At 37.9% G+C, this 19228-nt stretch carries 20 protein-coding genes; 2 read left to right on the top strand and 18 right to left on the bottom strand.

Annotated features, from left to right (window positions below; all coding sequences use genetic code 11):
- Window positions 1–3: 3 nt before the first annotated feature.
- From PL11_RS08720 to PL11_RS08695, 6 genes are all read right to left on the bottom strand, one after another.
- Window positions 4–936: a hypothetical protein gene (locus tag PL11_RS08720; protein ID WP_035167266.1), complete on the bottom strand. Its 933-nt coding sequence runs from the start codon at window positions 934–936 to the stop codon at window positions 4–6.
- Complete coding sequence (locus tag PL11_RS08715; RefSeq protein ID WP_035167268.1) at window positions 929–1807, bottom strand: hypothetical protein; 879 nt, start codon at window positions 1805–1807, stop codon at window positions 929–931. Before PL11_RS08715 ends, PL11_RS08720 begins: the two co-directional genes overlap by 8 nt.
- A 206-nt stretch (window positions 1808–2013) precedes the next feature.
- A complete protein-coding gene (gene glnA / locus PL11_RS08710; RefSeq protein ID WP_035167270.1) occupies window positions 2014–3357 on the bottom strand; it encodes a type I glutamate--ammonia ligase in 1344 nt (447 codons plus the stop codon).
- Between the two features lie 22 nt (window positions 3358–3379).
- Window positions 3380–3763 (bottom strand): MerR family transcriptional regulator, encoded by a 384-nt coding sequence (locus PL11_RS08705; RefSeq protein ID WP_035167271.1) that lies wholly within the window; start codon window positions 3761–3763, stop codon window positions 3380–3382.
- Between the two features lie 93 nt (window positions 3764–3856).
- Window positions 3857–4765, bottom strand: coding sequence for a tRNA (adenosine(37)-N6)-dimethylallyltransferase MiaA (miaA, locus tag PL11_RS08700; protein WP_035167272.1), 909 nt, complete (start codon window positions 4763–4765; stop codon window positions 3857–3859).
- Window positions 4758–5510 carry a glycerophosphodiester phosphodiesterase gene (locus PL11_RS08695; RefSeq protein ID WP_035167274.1) on the bottom strand — a complete coding sequence of 251 codons (753 nt, stop codon included), beginning with the start codon at window positions 5508–5510 and terminating at the stop codon, window positions 4758–4760. Before PL11_RS08695 ends, miaA begins: the two co-directional genes overlap by 8 nt.
- Window positions 5511–5608: 98 nt before the next feature.
- On the opposite strand from PL11_RS08695, the gene PL11_RS08690 reads away from it, so the two are divergent.
- Window positions 5609–5785 carry a DUF3042 family protein gene (locus tag PL11_RS08690; RefSeq protein WP_035167276.1) on the top strand — a complete coding sequence of 59 codons (177 nt, stop codon included), beginning with the start codon at window positions 5609–5611 and terminating at the stop codon, window positions 5783–5785.
- Between the two features lie 58 nt (window positions 5786–5843).
- On the opposite strand, the gene PL11_RS08685 is transcribed toward PL11_RS08690, so the two are convergent.
- The 7 genes from PL11_RS08685 to PL11_RS08655 form a co-directional block, all read right to left on the bottom strand.
- A complete protein-coding gene (locus PL11_RS08685; protein WP_035167277.1) occupies window positions 5844–6257 on the bottom strand; it encodes a rhodanese-like domain-containing protein in 414 nt (137 codons plus the stop codon).
- 23 nt (window positions 6258–6280) lie between these two features.
- Window positions 6281–7258, bottom strand: a complete 978-nt coding sequence (locus tag PL11_RS08680; protein ID WP_035167280.1) for an ROK family glucokinase — start codon at window positions 7256–7258, stop codon at window positions 6281–6283.
- Between the two features lie 15 nt (window positions 7259–7273).
- On the bottom strand, window positions 7274–7477 hold the full coding sequence (locus PL11_RS08675) for a YqgQ family protein (RefSeq protein WP_035167281.1): 204 nt from the start codon (window positions 7475–7477) through the stop codon (window positions 7274–7276).
- 44 nt (window positions 7478–7521) lie between these two features.
- A complete protein-coding gene (locus tag PL11_RS08670) occupies window positions 7522–8157 on the bottom strand; it encodes a rhomboid family intramembrane serine protease (protein ID WP_052127786.1) in 636 nt (211 codons plus the stop codon).
- Between the two features lie 33 nt (window positions 8158–8190).
- Window positions 8191–8730 carry a 5-formyltetrahydrofolate cyclo-ligase gene (locus PL11_RS08665; RefSeq protein ID WP_237047489.1) on the bottom strand — a complete coding sequence of 180 codons (540 nt, stop codon included), beginning with the start codon at window positions 8728–8730 and terminating at the stop codon, window positions 8191–8193.
- 59 nt (window positions 8731–8789) lie between these two features.
- Window positions 8790–8939, bottom strand: a complete 150-nt coding sequence (gene rpmG / locus PL11_RS08660) for a 50S ribosomal protein L33 (RefSeq protein ID WP_078256956.1) — start codon at window positions 8937–8939, stop codon at window positions 8790–8792.
- Between the two features lie 111 nt (window positions 8940–9050).
- The gene (locus tag PL11_RS08655) at window positions 9051–11099 is read right to left on the bottom strand and encodes a peptidoglycan D,D-transpeptidase FtsI family protein (protein WP_035167286.1); all 2049 of its coding nucleotides are present in this window, start codon (window positions 11097–11099) and stop codon (window positions 9051–9053) included.
- Window positions 11100–11225: 126 nt separating this feature from the next.
- Here PL11_RS08655 and PL11_RS08650 point away from each other — a divergent pair, with 126 nt between their 5' ends.
- Entirely contained in the window at window positions 11226–13847 is a 2622-nt protein-coding gene (locus tag PL11_RS08650) for a YfhO family protein (protein WP_035167287.1), read from the top strand.
- A gap of 109 nt (window positions 13848–13956) precedes the next feature.
- Here the strand turns inward: PL11_RS08650 and PL11_RS08645 are convergent, their stop codons facing one another.
- The 5 genes from PL11_RS08645 to pheT all read right to left on the bottom strand — a co-directional run bounded on the left by PL11_RS08645 (window position 13957) and on the right by pheT (window position 19227).
- On the bottom strand, window positions 13957–14268 hold the full coding sequence (locus PL11_RS08645; protein WP_035167289.1) for a HesB/YadR/YfhF family protein: 312 nt from the start codon (window positions 14266–14268) through the stop codon (window positions 13957–13959).
- Window positions 14269–14470: 202 nt separating this feature from the next.
- Window positions 14471–14944, bottom strand: coding sequence for a transcription elongation factor GreA (gene greA, locus PL11_RS08640; RefSeq protein WP_035167291.1), 474 nt, complete (start codon window positions 14942–14944; stop codon window positions 14471–14473).
- 20 nt (window positions 14945–14964) lie between these two features.
- Window positions 14965–15636, bottom strand: a complete 672-nt coding sequence (gene udk / locus PL11_RS08635; protein ID WP_035167293.1) for a uridine kinase — start codon at window positions 15634–15636, stop codon at window positions 14965–14967.
- 21 nt (window positions 15637–15657) lie between these two features.
- A complete protein-coding gene (mltG, locus tag PL11_RS08630; RefSeq protein WP_035167295.1) occupies window positions 15658–16770 on the bottom strand; it encodes an endolytic transglycosylase MltG in 1113 nt (370 codons plus the stop codon).
- Between the two features lie 45 nt (window positions 16771–16815).
- Entirely contained in the window at window positions 16816–19227 is a 2412-nt protein-coding gene (gene pheT / locus PL11_RS08625; protein ID WP_035167296.1) for a phenylalanine--tRNA ligase subunit beta, read from the bottom strand.
- Window position 19228: the final 1 nt, after the last annotated feature.

Raw genomic sequence — 19228 nt, 5'->3', positions numbered from 1 at the left:
TTCCTACCCGAAAACAACTTGGTTTGACAATATTTCAAGTTGCTTCTCGTTTCTTAAGTACCATTTTTGTAAGAATTCATAATCAAGCAGTAAGAAAATCCAATTTTCGGTTTGGCCGTGATCTTGAATATACGCACCATAGCGGTGATGCTCATCTGTACCTTGATCTGAAATCACTAACTTGGTTGTTGCATCAAGATCTAGTGTAGCGTTTCCGCTCTCATCGGCCATCAAAATGTAGTCATTTTCTGCTGATTTAACAAACAATTCATCCATAATTTCTTCAGAAACGTTGCCACCAGCAAACTCAAAGAACTCGCCATTAAAACTATCGAGGACGTTGAAATCAACGGTAAACCCAGCCTTTTCTTTCAGAATCTTACCAAATTTTTTAAGTGTCGTTAACGCACCTTTAACCTTAGCTGTTTCTTTGCCTTCAAGGGCAACTACAAAGAAATCAATCAGTGAACGGCCATTAAACAACAACTCTTTAGTCTTTAAATTAAGGTACATCAATGGTTGGTTATCGTTAGTTGCCGTGAAAAAGTAACCGGCACCTGCCTTAGGTGAACTGACAAAGGTAAACGGTTCATCATCAATTTCCTTAAATGAACCGAGTAACTTTTGAATTCTAGAAGTATCTTTGATCTGGAACTGTCCAGAAACGCCTCCTAGTTCAAGCACCCGAGAGAAAAACAATGTTTGAACATCTTCACCACTGAATTGGTGTGGAAAGCTCAAAAATTCCGTATCTAACGAGAAATCAGCCAGTTTTTCGGATGCACTTAATAGTTCATCAAAATCTGTCGTTTTAACTAACTTATCAAACAGTTTAACGTACTGCAGACCATTATCTAATCCTGATTGAAGTGATGTCGTATAGGACGCAAATGTATCTTCAACAGTAGTTTCTACTTCTGGAGTTTCACTAGTCATTTGCGTTCACCTTCGATCCATCTTCCAAAAATGAAAGGTATTTGGTGTAAAGTTGGCTATTATTCTTATTAAACTCTTCAAAAGAGCCAAATGAAGATCTAATGTTTTGCTTTTCAAGATTCAGAATTGTTTCATCTTTTGAAAGTGACAAAATTTTAGCTTCATTTTCCTTCATCGTTTGCCTTGCATTAGCAGCTTCTTCATCGACTTGTGTCAATTCAAGCATCGACTTGTTTAAAGCTTCTTTTTCCTCGCGAACTTTTGCAGCTTCCCAAGGCATCGGTGATTTTTCTTCATTTTCCCTAATTTGGGCGCGAATCTCTTCTTTTTGCTGATCCCTTTGATCTTGTTGCTCGATCAATTGAGACAATCGCTCGTTTTCGTCGGCAAGTTGTTGCATTGGCGCATCGTTGACCCGTTGGTTTTGAGCTTCCAGAGAGAAAGAATCCGATAATTTATTGTATTCATCCTCTGCAAAGTGAAATTCCACATTCAACGCATCAAGTTCACCAAACATCCGGTGATCCCACCAGTTACCAAAGTATATATTAAACTTTCCCAGTTCAAACTCGTGGTAATAGAAGAACGGGTATGTATCCCCCAAATAATCGATCAATTTGTTACTAAGATGATGACTCAGCTCAGAGTTCAAGTCAGCAACCAAGCTGAAATCGTGTTGCTGTGGGACTTCTCCATCTTCCTTGAATTCTTGGTGGAATCTTGCTGCGTCAATCAATTCATATAGTTTTAAATCATCCCCATTTTTTATAGATTCATTTATTTGATTTAAATAATCTAATTTATGGTCAATTGCAGAAGACAAAATTGAATCATTTTGTGCAAATTGATCATTTTGCTCTTTCATATCCATAGCATATCCTCATCACTTTTTTATTTATAATCCTATTTTAATGGTATCTAACTTACACCTAGAAATAAAGCTATTTATCCATTTTTTAAATAGAATTTGTAACTAATTCTATTTTAATTCAGAAATTTACTTTTAGAAAATAAAAGGGACTCAAATCAGTGATTTGAGTCCCTTTTAAGGTGAATTTTAATTAAATAGCAACTTTTTTAGTATTTTTCAAGGTACTGGTCACGTTCCCAGCCAGAAACTTGGGTACGATATGAATCGTATTCAAGATTTTTAGCTTCAATAAAGCTTTGGTAAAGTTTTGGACCCAAAGCACCCTTCATAACTTCATCAGCTGCCAAATCTTTCAAGGCATTGTGGAGTGTGTCAGGTAAGTTCTTGATGTGGCTTTCCTGACGCTCTTCTGCATCCATACGATAGATGTTACGATCAACACTATCTTCTGGTTCAATCTTATTCTTAAGACCGTCTAATCCGGCTTCAAGGACGCTAGCAATTGCTAGGTATGGGTTAGCAGTTGGATCAACACTTCTAACTTCCAAACGAGTTGAATTTCCACGGGCGTTAGGAATTCTGATAAGTGGTGAACGGTTTGATCCTGACCAAGCAACATAAACTGGTGCTTCATATCCAGGAACTAAACGCTTGTATGAGTTAACGATCGGGTTACATACTGCAGTAAATGCACGAGCATGTTTCAATAGGCCACCTAAGAAGTAATAAGCATCCTTAGATAATTTAAGCTCACCACTTTCGTCAAAGAAAGCATTACCTTTATCAGTGAATAATGACATATTTAAATGCATTCCTGATCCATTGATACCGCTAAGTGGTTTTGGCATAAATGTTGCATATAGGCCATACTTTCTAGCAATTGTCTTAACAACTAATTTAAATGTTTGAATATTATCAGCAGCTGCAAGTGCGTCTGCATACTTAAAGTCAATTTCGTGTTGTCCAGGAGCAACCTCATGATGGGCAGCTTCAACATCAAAGCCCATTTCTTCAAGGGTAAGCACAATTTCACGACGACAATTTTCACCTAAGTCCATTGGGGCCATATCGAAATAACTACCCTTATCGTTAAGGTGGAGAGTTGGTTCTCCCTTATCATTCATCTTGAATAAGAAGAATTCTGGTTCTGGTCCAATGTTGAAACTAGTAAAGCCAGCCTTCTTCATATCACCAAGAACTCTAATTAAGTTGTTTCTTGGATCCCCTTCAAATGGTTTGCCATCTGGGGTATATACTTCACAAATCACTCTGGCAATCTTTCCACGTTCAGAACTCCATGGGAAAATCATCCAAGTTGATAGGTCTGGGTACAGGTACATGTCACTTTCTTCAATTCTAACGAATCCTTCGATTGAAGATCCATCAAACATCAATTTGTTATCTAGTAGCTTCTCTAATTGAGTAATTGGAACCTCAACGTTTTTGATCGTACCAAATAAATCTGTGAACATCAGACGAAGAAACTTAACATCTTCATCCTTTACCATCTGCCGAATATCATCTTTCGTGTAATCGTGCTTTGTAGCCATCCTGACCTCTCCTATCTGTGATTTATAGTTTTTGGTTATTTAATGTGGAAGAAGGTGGCATCAAGCCACTAATATGCAAAAACTCATCTTCCAAAATTCTGCGAACATCAGTATCGGTAAGCTGTTTTTCGCGATTTTTCTTCTTTTCCTGTTCAATCATCTGCTGTTTCTTATAGACTTCTTTGATTCCAGAAATGTTCAATCCTTCATCCAAGTAGTCCTTTATTTCTAGCAAACGATCAATATCATTTAAAGAGTACATCCTCCGATTGCCTTCGTTACGCTCTGGTAAAATTAACTCCTGCTGCTCATAATAACGAATTTGTCTTGCTGACAAATCAGTTAGTTTCATAACCGTGCCAATAGGCAGTACTGACATCGACCGCCTTAATTCCTTCTCAGACATTTTTCACCTCCAAAACTTGATTTAATAATACCATTTGAAAATGAATAGTCAACATTAGATGTCATAAAATATAACATTGTTTTAAAAAAGCTATTATTTAAGCCAGTTTCTAGTATCAGAAATTATTTCAGAAATCGTATTTTCCTTTTCAATCAGGTTGTACCAATTTGCGACCACTTTATTTCTGAACCAAGTCAATTGGCGTTTTGCATAGTGCCGTGAATCCTGCTTAACTTTACTAATTGCTTCATTTTCGGTCACTTTGCCCTCAAAGAAATCAAAGAATTCATGGTAGCCAATCCCTTGACTGGCCGGCAATTCTCGTCCACCTTGTTCTAACAACCAGCGAGCTTCCTGAATTAACCCATCATCAACCATCATATCAACTCGGCGGTTGATGCGGTCATAAAGCAAGTTTCGCTCGGTAGTCAATGCCACGTAGTGGAAATCAAATAATTGGTCAGCATTTTTTTGTTCAGAGAACCTTTGACCAGTGTCCAAATAGACTTCTAAAGCTCTCACAACTCGACGAAGGTTATTAGCGGGGATTTTGTTGCCAGATTGCGGGTCGACCTTAGAAAGCCATTCATGCATTTTTTCAGGGCCATCTGCCTTGGCTTGATCCATTAACTTACTTCTAGTCTCTGAATTGGTGTTCCCACCCAAATTCATTCCTTGATTCAATGCCTGCAAATAGAAGCCTGTTCCGCCTGCAATTATTGGCAACTTGCCATTTTTCTCAATTTCATTGATTGCTTTGGTAGCATCAGCTACGAATTTAGCTGCGGTATACCGCTCATGAACATCACAAATATTGATCAAATGATGAGTTACTCCCTGCATTTCCTTTGGGGTTACCTTGGCAGTTCCGATATCAAGGCCTCGATAAACCTGCATCGAGTCCCCGGAAATTATTTCGCCGTTCAGTTGCTTTGCCATTTCAATTGACAGCGATGTTTTACCAACAGCTGTTGGACCCACAATTGCCAGTACCTTATGCATCTGCGCCATTCTCCATTTCCCGTTTTAACTTCATTGCTCTTCTTGGATAATCTGTGAAGAAACCAGCAACTCCAGATTTAAAACAGAATTCCATATCTGCTGGCGTGTTAACTAGCCATGGTCTAACGTGATTAACCTGAAACTCACCAATATGTTTCTTTAACCAACCAATTTCTAAATGAATGTCTTCAATCACTCGTTCCTTGTGGAGTGCAATTGCCGAGCTAAAGTTTTTTTTGAAGAGTTTCGCTGCAACCCGGTGTGCATCAAGTTTATGTAACAATTGCACCGACCGATCACTAAAACTAGAGTAAATGATTTCAAATTTGATATCCGTTCGCGAATTTAAATAATCAAAAACTTGTTTTTCAATTCCTGGATAGGGAATCTTATTGGTTTTTAATTCTAAATTCAATTTTCCTTGAAAGTCACTAGCAACTAACAAATCAACCAACTCTTCTAAAGTTGGTACAGTCACATCTCTAAATTGCGTAGATTTTTTTATTCCCGCATCCAGTCCTTTAATCTGCTCGAGTGTTAAGTTTTGTATATATCCTTTGCCGTTTGTGGTTCGGTTAACCTTTTCATCGTGCATTATGATAAACCGACCGTCCTTAGAAAGCTGAACATCGGTTTCAATTCCATCGCATCCGGAGTCAATTGCATCTCGAAAAGCCGGCATTGTATTTTCTGGAAAGTCCCCGCTACTTCCCCGATGTGCAAAAATTTCAGTATTAATTTTCAATTTTTCACCATTCCATTGATAAATTAGTCAATTAACTAGATAATTGTAGTCGAATAAAGCATAATATAATTATAAACCAACTTAAGGGGGCAGTCATAATGAAAAAATTTACAGGTGGCCTATTTATTGGAGTATTAGGTACATTAGCCGCACTATTCGGTGGCCTATTTACATTCAAAAAAACGGTTGTTGATCCAATTGAGGATGAAGAAGAAAAGTTCGACGATAATCGTAGAAAAGCAATGCGCAAGAGCCGCTCAGCTCACCAAGGATAATTATTAATATAAACAAAAAAGATTGGGATAAAACATAACGTTTTATCCCAATCTTTTTTTAAAACTCGTCCTTCTTCTCTTTGCCATCCCAGTTTTGATAACCTGTCTTCAAAATGTAGATGTCATTGTAACCCTTCTTGTTCAAGAACAAGGCGGCACGCTTACTAACCGTTCTACCCTGATCATAAAGGTAAACAGGTAAGTCAGCCCTAATTTGAGAGTAGAAGCTGCGAATTGTTGAATATGGAAGACTTCTAGCTCCAAGAATGTGGCCACTCTTAAAGTTGCTCTTCTCGCGTAGATCAATAACCTGAGCACGTCTCATGCCTTCCCTAAATTCATCATTTGACAAATATTTAGCAGCTTGGCGCACTCGGTAATTTTGGAACAAGGTCCATCCTAACCAAGCAACGATTAAAATCACCAAAATAATCCAAGAAACTATATTTCCATTAATTGCAGCAACGTTCACTTGTTACTCCACTCCTTTTGCTTCTATAACGAGCTAGTTTTTCTCAGCTGTAAAGCTAGTGATGCAGCACCAACAACTCCAGCATCATTACCTAACTGAGCTAGTTTAAGTCTAGTTGAATCTCTAACAGATGGAAAGGCATTTTCTTGAAAATATCTGGTTGTTGGTTGTAAAAGTGTGTTTCCAGCATTAGAAACTCCACCACCAATAATGATATTCTCTGGGTTTAAAATGTTTCCGATGTGTGATAATGCTAAGCCTAAGTATGAACAAACTCTGTTAACAATTTGATTTGCCAAAATGTCACCATTATCAGCTAAGAAGAATACTAGCTTTGAAGTAATGTCTTCATCATTATCGATTAATTCTTTAATTCTTGAGTGCCCAGTAAATTTAGCCGCTGTATCTTTAGCAACTTTTACAACACCAGTTGCTGATGCGTATTGTTCTAGACAGCCACGCTTACCACAAGTACATTGGAATCCGTCTTTTTCGACACAAATGTGACCGATTTCACCAGCACCACCGTTAATTCCATGAACCAAACGTCCGTTAGTGACTACACCGCCACCGACACCCGTTCCTAAGGTTACGAATACAACGTCATCAGCTTTATCTCCAGCACCCTTCCAGAATTCTCCAAGGGCAGCACTGTTGGCATCATTGTCGATCATAATTGGTAAATGTAATGCACTGCTAATTTGTTGGCGAACCGGTTGCACTTCTTTCCAGTTCAAATTGTAGGCACCTACGACAGTACCTTCGTCGCGATTAACCGCACCAGGAGTTCCCATCCCAATTCCAATGAAATCCTCAGTGTTGTAATCCTCTCTACGCATTTGTTCTTCAATTGATTTAATCATGTTAGGGACAATATGTGATCCCTCGTCGCTAATATCAGTTGGAATTCTCCACTTTGAAAGAATATTTCCTTGATCATCAAGGAAAGCAAATTTGGTGGTAGTACCCCCTAGGTCAATCCCGATTAATTTCTTGGCCATACTTACTTCCTCCTACTATTTTTGTTTCTTTTCTTCCACACGATGCTCCCGATTTAAAACCATTTTGGCGTGCAAAAATTCGTCTTGAGAAATAAGTTTGGCTTCATGCAGATGGTCGAGTTCCAACGCCATAACTTCAATATCCCAAATCCTTTTTCCAACGTAAACGTAAATATCGAACTTTTTAAGAAGCTGTTGAACATCATATAGCGTTTTCATTATCTCACATCCTAATAAAAATTTCTTTCGATTTGGAAAATTTTTTACATATTTTTGCTAAAACCTAGGTATAAAATTGCTCCAGCAACAAATATCAACATAATTGTTGAAATGGCTCTTTTAACCGGAGACACCTTATCAAAGCTTACTCCAACAACGTATGCACTTAAGAATCCGGCAACTAATCCTCCTAAATGACCAGCAATATCTATTCCTGATGCAAATAGGTCAACCGCAATGTTCAAGACGATAAATACTAAGAACGTCTTAGCTAGTGACACAATTGCCGGATTGTCTTGAAAGCTTTCTCCAAGCATCAAAAATGCTCCAAATAAGCCAAAAATTGCGGTACTAGCTCCCGCTGAAAGGCCATCACTAAATGCAAAACTGGCAATATTTCCCACAATTCCAGAAGCCATAAAAATGATGAAGAATCGCAGGTGGCCGAAAATATTTTCCACATACTGACCAATAAAGTAAAGTGTTATCCCATTCATAAGGATATGGGTAAACCCGATATGGATAAAAATTGGGGTAACGAATCGCCAGTATTGTCCAGCGACAATCAACGGATTGTATTTAGCACCAAATTCTACTAAGACACCAGCATTTTGGGTACCGCCACTTAGTGTCATTAATCCGTACACAACAACCATGATTCCTAACAGAATGTACGTCATAAACGGTCTTTGTCTTATCAATTTAATTCTCCCTTAATGAAAAACCTGCTGAACTAAAACATCATAATCATCTACTACCCAATCCGCCTTGTCAAAAAATTGTGGTTTTAGGGCAAGCGTAATGGTTCGGCCTGAAAATTTCTTTAAATAGCGATCATAAAATCCAGCCCCAAACCCGACTCTTTCCCCTAACGGAGTAAAGGCAACCCCTGGAACAATTAGTAAGTCAATATCACTTGGATCAACAACTTGGCCACCAACCGGCTCTCTAACCCCAAATTTGGTTCTTTCAAGGCGAGTTCGTTCATCAAGTACCACGAACTCCATTTGAAAGTCCGGTAAGGTTCTAGGGACAACTACACGCTTATTCAGGTTGTTCAGTTTATCAATGATTGGCTGAGTATCCAACTCATCTTCCATGTTAAGCGTAACCCCAACAGTACTACTCTGTTTAAAATCATCGCTTTCAAACAGTTGTTGGTACAAATCCTGAGCATTGGCTCTACCAGCTGGAGACTTAACATATTCAGACAGCGCAGGTATTACTGACTTTCTAATCTCTGACTTCTTCATTCCGCTCACCACCATTTTTTCTATGTATAATAAAAAGGTTTGGGTATTTACCCCAAACCTTATTTTGTTTCGCGATGTAATGTAACTTTACGGTCACGAGGGCAGTACTTGTTAAGCTCCAAACGGTCTGGATTGTTACGACGGTTTTTGCTTGATAAGTATGTGCGTTCGTGGCATTCAGTACATTCCATTGTAATGTGTACTCGCATGGAATATAACCTCCAAACATTTAAATGTGGCTAGTAATAACCTCAACTCTTGATATTCTATCATCAATAGTCAAAATTTACCAGTACATTATAGATAATTGTTAAGTAAATTTACTTAACAGTTGATTTTGATTGGACGGTTGACCAAAATGCAGAGTAAATTTTCTTTGCTAGTTGCATGTTATTGCTTTCAGCATTAACTCCCAAATTAGGCATTGCCAATGCAACTACCACTTGCGGATGCTTAGAAGGTGCAAATGAGGCTAAACTTAAAGTAACTGTCTCATTACCATTATAAAATGTTTGGGCAGTACCAGTTTTGGCAGAAATTTCTGGCTTGATAGATGATAGTTGACCACCAGTTTTGTATTGATTACTTCCATGAACCACTTGATACAATCCACGTTTGACTAATTTACGTTGTGCTGGGGTCATGCTTACATAATTCAGGACATTTGGGGTTACCGTGTCCTTGATAGCACCGAGGCCACCATTCTTACTGGTTCCTCGGATTGCTGAAACAATATGAGGCTGAATCCTGTATCCACCATTAGCAATTGTTGACATGTACTGTGCAACTTGCATTGTGGTGTACGCATCATAGTTACCAAATGAAAGATCAAGTGCTGAACCAATATGGCCAAAATCGCTTGCACCTTGAAGACCAGTAGTCTCACCAGGAATATCGATTCCAGTCTTAACACCTAGTCCAAATTGAGAGAAATGTGCCCTTAATTTGGTGAAAATCGATGGATTCATGGTTAATGCAGCACCATCTACGTACTTAAACTTGGCTTCCTTCATTGCGAGTTGCATCATATATGAGTTAGAAGATACTTCCAGTGCCCCAGCCGCATCGACTGCAATATTTGCTCCGCCTTTTTTATTGAACCAAGAGGATTTGGTTACTCCACCAATATGGATTGGAAAATCAGTCATCGTACTATTTGTTGGTGTAATAACTCCATCCTGAAGTGCTCCAGAAACCATTGCTCCTTTAACAACAGATCCCATAACGATTGAACTATTTATGTTTCCCAAATCATTACTGGTAATCTTTTGTGTCTTTGGATTCCGATCAACACCAGCCATACCGTAAATGGCACCATTATTAGGATTCATAACGACCGCATAGGTTCCAGTTGAATATCCACCTGCACCTTGCTCAGCAGATTTTACAAGTGAAGATAACTTCTTTTGGAAGTTAGCATTAATCGTCAACTGTAGATTATCACCCTTTTGGCCACCATACTTTTTAACTTCCTTGGTGATTTCATTTTGACTGTTCAAGTAAACTTGTGTTTGGGACTTTGAGCCTCGTAAAACGGGTTCATATTTTTGTTCCAAGTAGCTTTGACCAACCTGGTCATTTCGCGAGTATCCTTGAGCCAACAACTCATTAACCCGATCAGAAGGTAGACCCGCCTTTTCTGTTGAAACGGTTCCTGTAAGCCCTTGAATAGATTGACCAACTGGGTAGTTTCGGCTCCAACTTGTACCAATATTAACGCCTTCTAGTTCGGATAAATGTTCACCAACTTGAGCTATTTCAGTGTTTGTTACTCCGCTGTCCTTAATATTAACTGTGGACAGTTGGTAAGCACCACTCATTTTGGCAAAAATTTCTGCTGCGTTCTTGTCGGAAGCAGTAAAGTTAATTTTGTGGCTCTGTACATATGCTAATGCTTTATTATACTTAGCATCATCGTTATATTGAGCTGAATTTGGAATTTGTTCCAAAACTTTTTTCAAATTGTCATTATTTGCCAGGTAATAATCAGCTAACTGACGCTCAGTCAATGTGCCGGTTTGTACCTTAACAAATTGAGCTAATTTTTTTGCTGTCGCATACATATCAGTAGAAAGGGCATTAACACCCTTAGTGTACGTAATTGCTTGGTGGGCAGAATTTCCAACTAATACTTGGCCAGTTGAATCGTAAATCATCCCCCGTTGAGTATTAGCTGAAACCACTGTCGTGTCACTACGATTTGCTTCAGCCTTCATTTTTGCTCCGTTAACTACTTGCAGATATCCTAATCTTGTAAGTAATGCAATAAATAAGACCCCGACTACCATAAAAATAATGTTGATTCTAAAGGGTAGTGAAGCCGCTTTTGAACTTTTATTTTTCTTGTTTTTGCCTTTAAATAATTTCAATATTCTTAACTCCTCGCGTAAACTTAATTTTATCAGAATTTCTGTTTAAAAACTAGAATGCTTCAACAATCTTTAACTTATTTATGCTATTCTAAAATTTGTTAAAATGTCGCAAAGGAAGTCACTATGAAAACAAAAAAATCGATTTATTCATTAAGTTTTTTAATTCCACTTGTAATCGTAACTGCCTACTTTATCTTTAGAGGATTTGCACCGTTTGGTAGCTCGTCTGTGCTAACAGTTGATCTGGGGCAGCAATATGTTGACTTTTATGCGTTTTTCAAAAATGCTCTAACTTCAGATCCCTCATCAATCCTATACAGTTTTCAAAAAGCTCTAGGTGGAAATATGATTGGGACATGGAGCTATTACCTAATGAGTCCCCTCAATCTACTTTTGCTATTGTTCCCTGTAAAAGCATTGCCATCTGTAATTGGCATAATCACAATTCTCAAATATGCTTTGGCTGGATTAACGTGTAGTATTTTTTTGACCAACAGGTTCTCAGATAAATCATTTTCAGTAGTATCCTTTTCTACTTCGTACGCATTAATGGGTTGGATGGTTGCCAACCAGCTTAATTTATTGTGGATTGACGCCGTTATTTTGTTGCCACTGATTTTCCTTGGTTTAGAAGCATTAATTGCTAACGGTAAATCAAAATTATTTATCGGTACAATGGCAGCAATGCTTATGATTAATTATTATATGGCGTACATGATTGCTTTATTCTCGACAATTTACGTTATTTTATACAGTATTCCTCTAGCAAGTAACTTTGTTGACTATCTTAAGAGGATTGGCCATTACGTAATTCACTTTTTAATCTCTGCATTATTGTCAGCATGGATCACAATCCCAACTTTCATGTCTCTTTTGAACAGTAAGGTAGCCTATTCAACAAACGAACTTAAATTTAAATTTGAGTACAATCCATTGTTGATGATTGGTAAGTTTATCAATGGTGCGTTCGACTTTAAACAAATGCCAAACGGAACCCCTAATTTATTTGTGGCCAGCTTAGTTATCTTCACGTTTCTATATTTCTTCGTATCCAAACAATTCCCAAAACAAGATAAAATCATCGGGTTGATAGTCACAGCATTTTTCGTGATATCAATGTGTTTTAATCCTTTAGATATTTTATGGCACGCATTTCAACTACCTGTTTGGTATTCATACCGATTCTCATACATTTTTTCTTTCTGGATGATTTTTATCGGTTTCCGGGCATATCAAACAATTAGAACTGATAGGCTCAGAGAGATTCCGATGGCCATCTCAAGTATCCTAATAATTGTTGGCCTACTGTACATTTTCGCCAACATTAAGAAATTTGAATACATGAATTCAGGAACCTTTATTTTTGGAGTTGTATATGTAACTGCCACCATCGCATTAATAGTTATTGCAAACAGTAATCGTAGCAGTAAACTAATCCAAATCGGAATGCTGATATTGGTTGGTGGTGAAATGAGCTTAAATCTAGTTAACTCTTTAAATAGCATTTCTTATTTAAGTGCAAGTGAGTACGCAAACTTTGCGACAATTACTAATGACGCCTCCAAAATGCTTAACAAACAGGACTCTTCATTTTTTAGAGTGAACGAAACATTTCAGAGATCAAAAAACGATGCTTTAACTGGTAATTACAATGGTGGGTCGAATTTCTCCTCAACACTAGAAAATAACGTCTCGAAATTTTACGGTAATATCGGTAATCCAAATGGCGATGCTTTTGTGGTGTATACTAACCCCACGCTTTTTACAGACGCTTTATTAGGATTCAAATACTCATTATCAGAAAATCCTTTCGCTTCAAGAGCTGAGCAAGAAATTTTTAAATCAATCACAAACTTAAACACTACTAGGCCCGAACTTGAGGCATACTCATTAATCGATAGATCTAAATATTTGGATGTTTACGAAAATCCCGCTGCTCTACCAATAATTTTTAAATCAGAATTATCCAATAATCCACCTAAGTACCGCGACGCCGACCCATTACAATATCAAAACGACTTAGCAAAACAATTAGGTGTACGTGGTCAGCTCTTCACTCAAGTAAATCCCAAAAATTATGTTGCCAACAATACCAACCCAATCAATAAGTTTGATAATGCCATCCTCAGCAAAAAGTCATTATTAAAGCCGGCAACTATAAGTGCAAAGATTCATGTAAAAGCTCACAGTTCATTGTATATGGAGTTGAGTGAACAGGCCCCACTGAAAGACATTTCAATTACTGCAGACGGGGTGGCCATTCACCAATTTAAGCCATATAAGCACCCTGTCGTAGTAAACATCGCAAATACAAGTACTCAATCTAAAGATGTTAGCATTACTATAAGCACCACTAAGCAAAACATTTGGTTGTCATCGATGCGCTTCTACCAATTAAATAAACCAATCCTGCTTAATTGGGTAAACCGAGTTAAAAGTGACGCCGGTAATGTAAAACAGCATAGCAGCACCCAACTTACGGCTAACTTTAAGTCGAAAAATTCAAAGCAGATCATCACTTCCATCCCCTATGAGCAAGGATGGAGCGCAACAATTGACGGAAAACCAGTTAAGATCCACAAATGGGCTAACACATTCATTTACCTAAATAACCCTAAACATGGCCAAAAAGTCGCATTTACGTATCACCCACAGGGCATGGTTTTAGGAGTTATCCTAACTGGAATAACAATATTGGGATTAATTGGAGGTCACTTTATTTTCAAACGAAATCGAAGATATTAAGCATTAATAATGGCATTAAAGAAGGACTACGATGTTGAAAAAATACATCGTAGTCCTTCTTTATTAGGTCGAATTCCACCCCTGACAATATCCGTCAATCAATTCTTATTTATTCTAATTCGCCATTTTCTTCATAACGATAGGTAACATCGTCAGACAGTTCAGGATCAAAATCCACTGTTAGATCGTATCCTTTAAAGAACCACTCGTCACCCTCATCAACGAAGAACTTGATGCCATCTTTCTCAGTTTCAGCGTAAACTTCCTTAGGATGGTCATCTCTAGTTAGTGCCAAGGAAAAACCATCGTGAACCGGAGTATTGCCGTACACCTTGCCATAAAAACGAACACCGTTCCCGTCAGTTAAGCCCATCTCGTCTTCAAACCATTTACTTGCTGCTTCAGTTACCGTAATTTTCACATTTGTCACCGCCAAATCGTATTGTATTCGCTTACAATAGTATAACATCCTCAAATGTATTTCACAAAGTTTATAATCTAAATTATTCATTTTATCTAAATCAAACATTTTTAAATGTCTGATACTAAAGAAAAAGCCATGTCATTTCCAAATAACGGAGACAACATGGCTTTGATTTGTATGTCAAAAATTCACAAACTACTTAGTCAACCTTGGTAATTTTAACTTGCATATTACCGGCTGGAATTTCAATTGTTACTTCATCATTTACTCGGTGACCTAACAATCCCTTAGCAATTGGCGATTCGTTTGAAATTTTGCCAGACATCGGATCTGCTTCAGCAGCCCCCACGATTTGGTAAGTTTCTGGTTCTTCGTCCGGTAATTCTTGGAACGTTACCATCTTACCGACAGTGACTTCATCTTTATCACTGTTGTTAGAATCAATAATTTCAGCATATTGAAGCATGTGTTCAATAGTTTGAATTCTACTTTCTAACATACTTTGTTCGTCTTTTGCAGATTCATATTCTGAATTTTCAGACAAATCACCATATGAACGAGCAATTTTAATTCTTTCAACCACTTTTGGACGTTGGTTAAGCTTTAAGTCCTCAAGTTCTGCTTGTAATTTTTCGCGGCCATCAGCCGTCATTGGATAACTATCTTCAGCCATTTAAAATGTCTCCCTTAAATCTAAATTGTTGAATCGGTGTTATTTGCAACGTGTTTGTTACCACGCTTAACTAGTATTGAACGGATTTTGGTGGTTAACAAGTCAATCGCAACTTGATTTTCCCCACCTTCAGGAACAATGATATCAGCATACCGTTTAGTTGGCTCAACGAATTGATGATACATGGGTTTTACAGTACTAAGATACTGCTTGATGATACCATTCAAGTCACGACCACGTTCACCGTTGTCTCGCTGAATTCTCCGAATTATTCGAATATCATCATCAGTATCAACATATACTTTGATGTCCATCAAATCTCGAAGACGTTTATCATCTAATAGAAGGATTCCTTCCAGAATAATAACTTCTCGAGGCTCTTGGTGAATAGTTTTCTCACTTCGAGTGTATTGAGAATAGTCGTAAACCGGCTTTTCAATTGCCTTATAATCTAACAAATCTTTTAACTGGGCAACCAATAAGTCAATATCAAAAGCAAGCGGATGATCATAGTTAACCTGCTTTCTCTCCTCCATTGACATATCAGCCTGATCATTATAGTAAGAATCTTGTTGCAAGATCATAATTGAATTATCTGCAAGCTGATTAAAAATCTTTCGGCTAACAGTCGTTTTCCCACTACCTGATCCTCCAGTAACCCCGATTACTACCGGTTTTTTCTTAGCGCTCATTTCAAACTCCTCAGATTCTAATTAGTGTAGATACTTCGCACTTTTTTCCTGGTGCTCAGCGTACGTCTTTGAATAATACACCTTTCCAGTTTTGGTGTCAGCAACGAAATATAAATATCCCTTAGAACGATAAAGCGGATGAAGCACTGCTTGAATTGAACTCAAGCTTGGGCTATCAAATGGTCCTGGTCCATATCCATAATTTTTGTACAAATTATATGGAGAATCATTTTGTAGGTCTTTGGTAGTAAGGTCCTTATTTCTGACTCCTAGAGAATACAAAACAGATATATCTGACTGAATTGGCATATTAATTTTAATTCTATTCATAAATACACCAACGATTTTACGTCTGTCAGTCTGATTAACCCCCTCTTTTTCAGCAAGGGAAGCCAAAGTCATAAATTCTTGAACCGTCATGTGACGTTTCTTAATTTGTGAATAATAAGGTGTCATTACTTGATTTGTTTTAGCCACCATTTGAGTAACCAATGCTTCTAGTGACATATTCTTCTTAACTTCATATGTCGCAGGGAACAAGTAGCCCTCAAGCCGATATCTAACATCCTTAGCTTTCATTGCTGACTGAAGGAGTTGAGGATACTTCTTATAAAGTGAATTGATAAAGGTCTTATCCTTCATCAAACTCAAAAAGCTCTTACTTGAAAAGTCAGTGGTTGAACTAATTCTGTATGAAATATCCTTGATATTGGCACCTTCCATGACAAGAAGTTTACCCTTTGCACTTTGAATTGGTTCGTCACTACCACCCTTTTGAAGTTCCTTAGCAATTCGCTTCAAACTCATTGAAGGTTTCAACTGGTAATAGCCCGCACGGAAATTAGTCATGTTGTTTGACTTAACATAGTAGTCAAATACCATTCCACTTTTAACAATCTTTTTATTTTGCAAGATCGAGCCAATTTGCTTGTTTGAAGCCCCTAAGGGAATATGAACTTGGCTAACTTGTTCATTTTTAGGATCAAGTGGTTTAAGTGACTCTTGGAAATAGTTATATCCCAAGAGGCCGATTGCTGCCAGTAAAATAACCAGTAACGTCACAACGGTGATAATTATTTTCTTTCCCAGCCCTTTATTTTGCTTTGGGGCAGGAGTTGTTGGACCATTATTCATCAGTAGTTCCTCCTGTTAGTTCTCACGTCAATTATAGATATGAAACTACCTAATTTCTGCATTTAATTCATCTGTTAAGTGTTTTTTAATCTTTTCCATTGACGCATTGACTTCATCGTCCTTAAGAGTATCACGTTTATTCTCAAAAGTAAGCGAGTAAGCCAAAGACTTCTTGCCGTCAGCAACATTTTCACCGGTATAAAGGTCAAACAATTCAATGTTAGCAAGGTATGCTCCACCACATTTTGAAATGACCTTTAATAAATCATCGTTACTTATAGCATCGTCAACTAATAACGCAATATCACGTTTGATACTTGGGAATTTAGAAATTGGACTAAATTGATCAGCATTCTTAGGCAATGAATTCAAAAGATCAAAATCAAGCTCGAAAGCATAAGTATCATTAATTTTAAATTGCTTTTCAGTTACCGGATGGATTTGACCAACAAAACCAACTTCTTTGCCATGGACCAATACCTTGGCAGTTCTTCCTGGATGCATTTCCTTGATTGAATTGTCAGCTACAAACTCAACTTCCCCATTCGGAGCAAAGTTCTTGATTAGTTTTTCAACAATCCCCTTGACCATAAAGAAGTCAGCCTTCACTGACTGATGGCTCCAACTCTTATCGACCAGGTTTCCTGAAAGCACCCCGGCAACGTGGCTAACTTCTTCAGGACGAACTTGTTCTTCACTATCTTTGAAGAACACTCGACCAAATTCATAAAGGGCAACGTTGCCGACTTTACGAGCCTTATTGTAAGCCACATCATCAAGCAGTCCTGATAGTAAGTTCATTCTAAGTACTGAATGATCTTGAGTCATTGGAAAACTCAATTTGGTTTCAGATGAGTTCCTAGTTAAAAACATTTTCGCTTTGTCTTCCGTAGTTAGAGAGTATGAGATGGCCTGTGTTAAGCCTAACCCTTCTAAAACGTTTCTCAAGGCGCGTTCATTCTTTTGTGTGTCAGTTAATGCACCAACCCCCATTCTCCCCGTTGGAAGTGTCACTGGTAGGTTATCATAACCGTAAATTCTGGCTACCTCTTCATTTAAATCAGCAGGAATTTCAATGTCCCAACGGCGAGCAGTAATTGTGACATCTAATCCATCCCCATCTTTTACTGAAGTGAAACCTAACCGGTCAAAAATGTTTGTAACATCTGCTAAGCTCAAATCAGTTCCCAGAACTTTGTTAACACTTTTATCTGACACGTGAATCGTTGGAAGTTCTCGCGGAGTGTCAGTGGCAGAAATAATACCGGTAGCAACTTTACCACCTGCAAGTTCAGCCATCATTTGGGCAGCTTCATTTACAGCATCTTCTACAGTATCGTAATTGATTCCCCGTTCAAATCGTTGTGAGGCTTCAGAGTGAAGAACAAGGCGTCTTGCTGTTTTCCGAATTTGAATTGAATCAAAAATTGCAGATTCAATTACAACATCAGTAGTATCATCACTGATTTCAGAATCCAATCCACCCATGATTCCTGCAATTGCAACTGGCTTATTATCATCAGTAATCAAAATGTCACCTGCTGCTAATTTACGTTCTTCTTCATCTAGTGTTGTTATTGACTCACCATCCTTAGCAGCTCGAACGTTAATATTACCATCGATTTTATTTCTATCGAAAGCATGTAAAGGTTGGCCGTACTTCAAGAGAATGTAGTTGGTAACATCAACAACATTATTAATTGGTCTAATTCCAGATGTCCAAAGCCTTACCTGTAACCAAGCTGGACTAGGAGCAATCTTAACTCCCTTAACTACTCTCAGTTTGTATGTGGGGGCAAGCGTTTGGTCCGCAGATGCAGAAAGTTCATCTTCTACCTTGATTGCTGCATCTTCACTTACTGTTGGCTGTTTAATTTCTGGTTTTTGATCATATATTGCAGCTAAATCATGAACTGTACCCAACACACTCAACATATCTCCACGATTAGGAGTCACATCAAGGTCAATTACATCGTCATCCATTCCCAAATAGCTGTATACATCCTCACCAACGGGAACTGAATCATCAAATACATAAATTCCATCTTCCCATTCCTTTGGTACAACATCTTTAGAAAAGCCAATTTCATCGAGTGCACAAATCATTCCATTCGATTGAACACCGCGCATTTTAGATTTCTTGATTTTTACATTTCCACCGATTCGTGAACCTGGCAAAGCAACAATTACAGTTTGACCAGCTGCCACATTAGGCGCACCACAAACGATTTGCAGTGTCTCTTCTTCACCAACGTCAACTTGGCACACGTGCAAATGATCAGAATCTGGATGGTTTTCCATACTCAAAACTTTACCAGTTACAATTTTCTTTAATCCATCAGCTAAACGGCTTACCGAGTCAACTTCAACCGCCGTTCTTTCAATCTTTTCGGCAAGATCCTTAGCTGGAATGTTTAAATCTAAATATTCTTTTACCCATTTATATGAAAGTTTCAAT

Origin of the sequence: Lentilactobacillus curieae, assembly GCF_000785105.2 — a bacterium.
GTDB classification, from domain to species: Bacteria; Bacillota; Bacilli; order Lactobacillales; family Lactobacillaceae; genus Lentilactobacillus; species Lentilactobacillus curieae.
The sequence above is the reverse complement of the archived record's forward strand: the minus strand, read 5'-3'. Positions and strand labels throughout refer to the sequence as shown.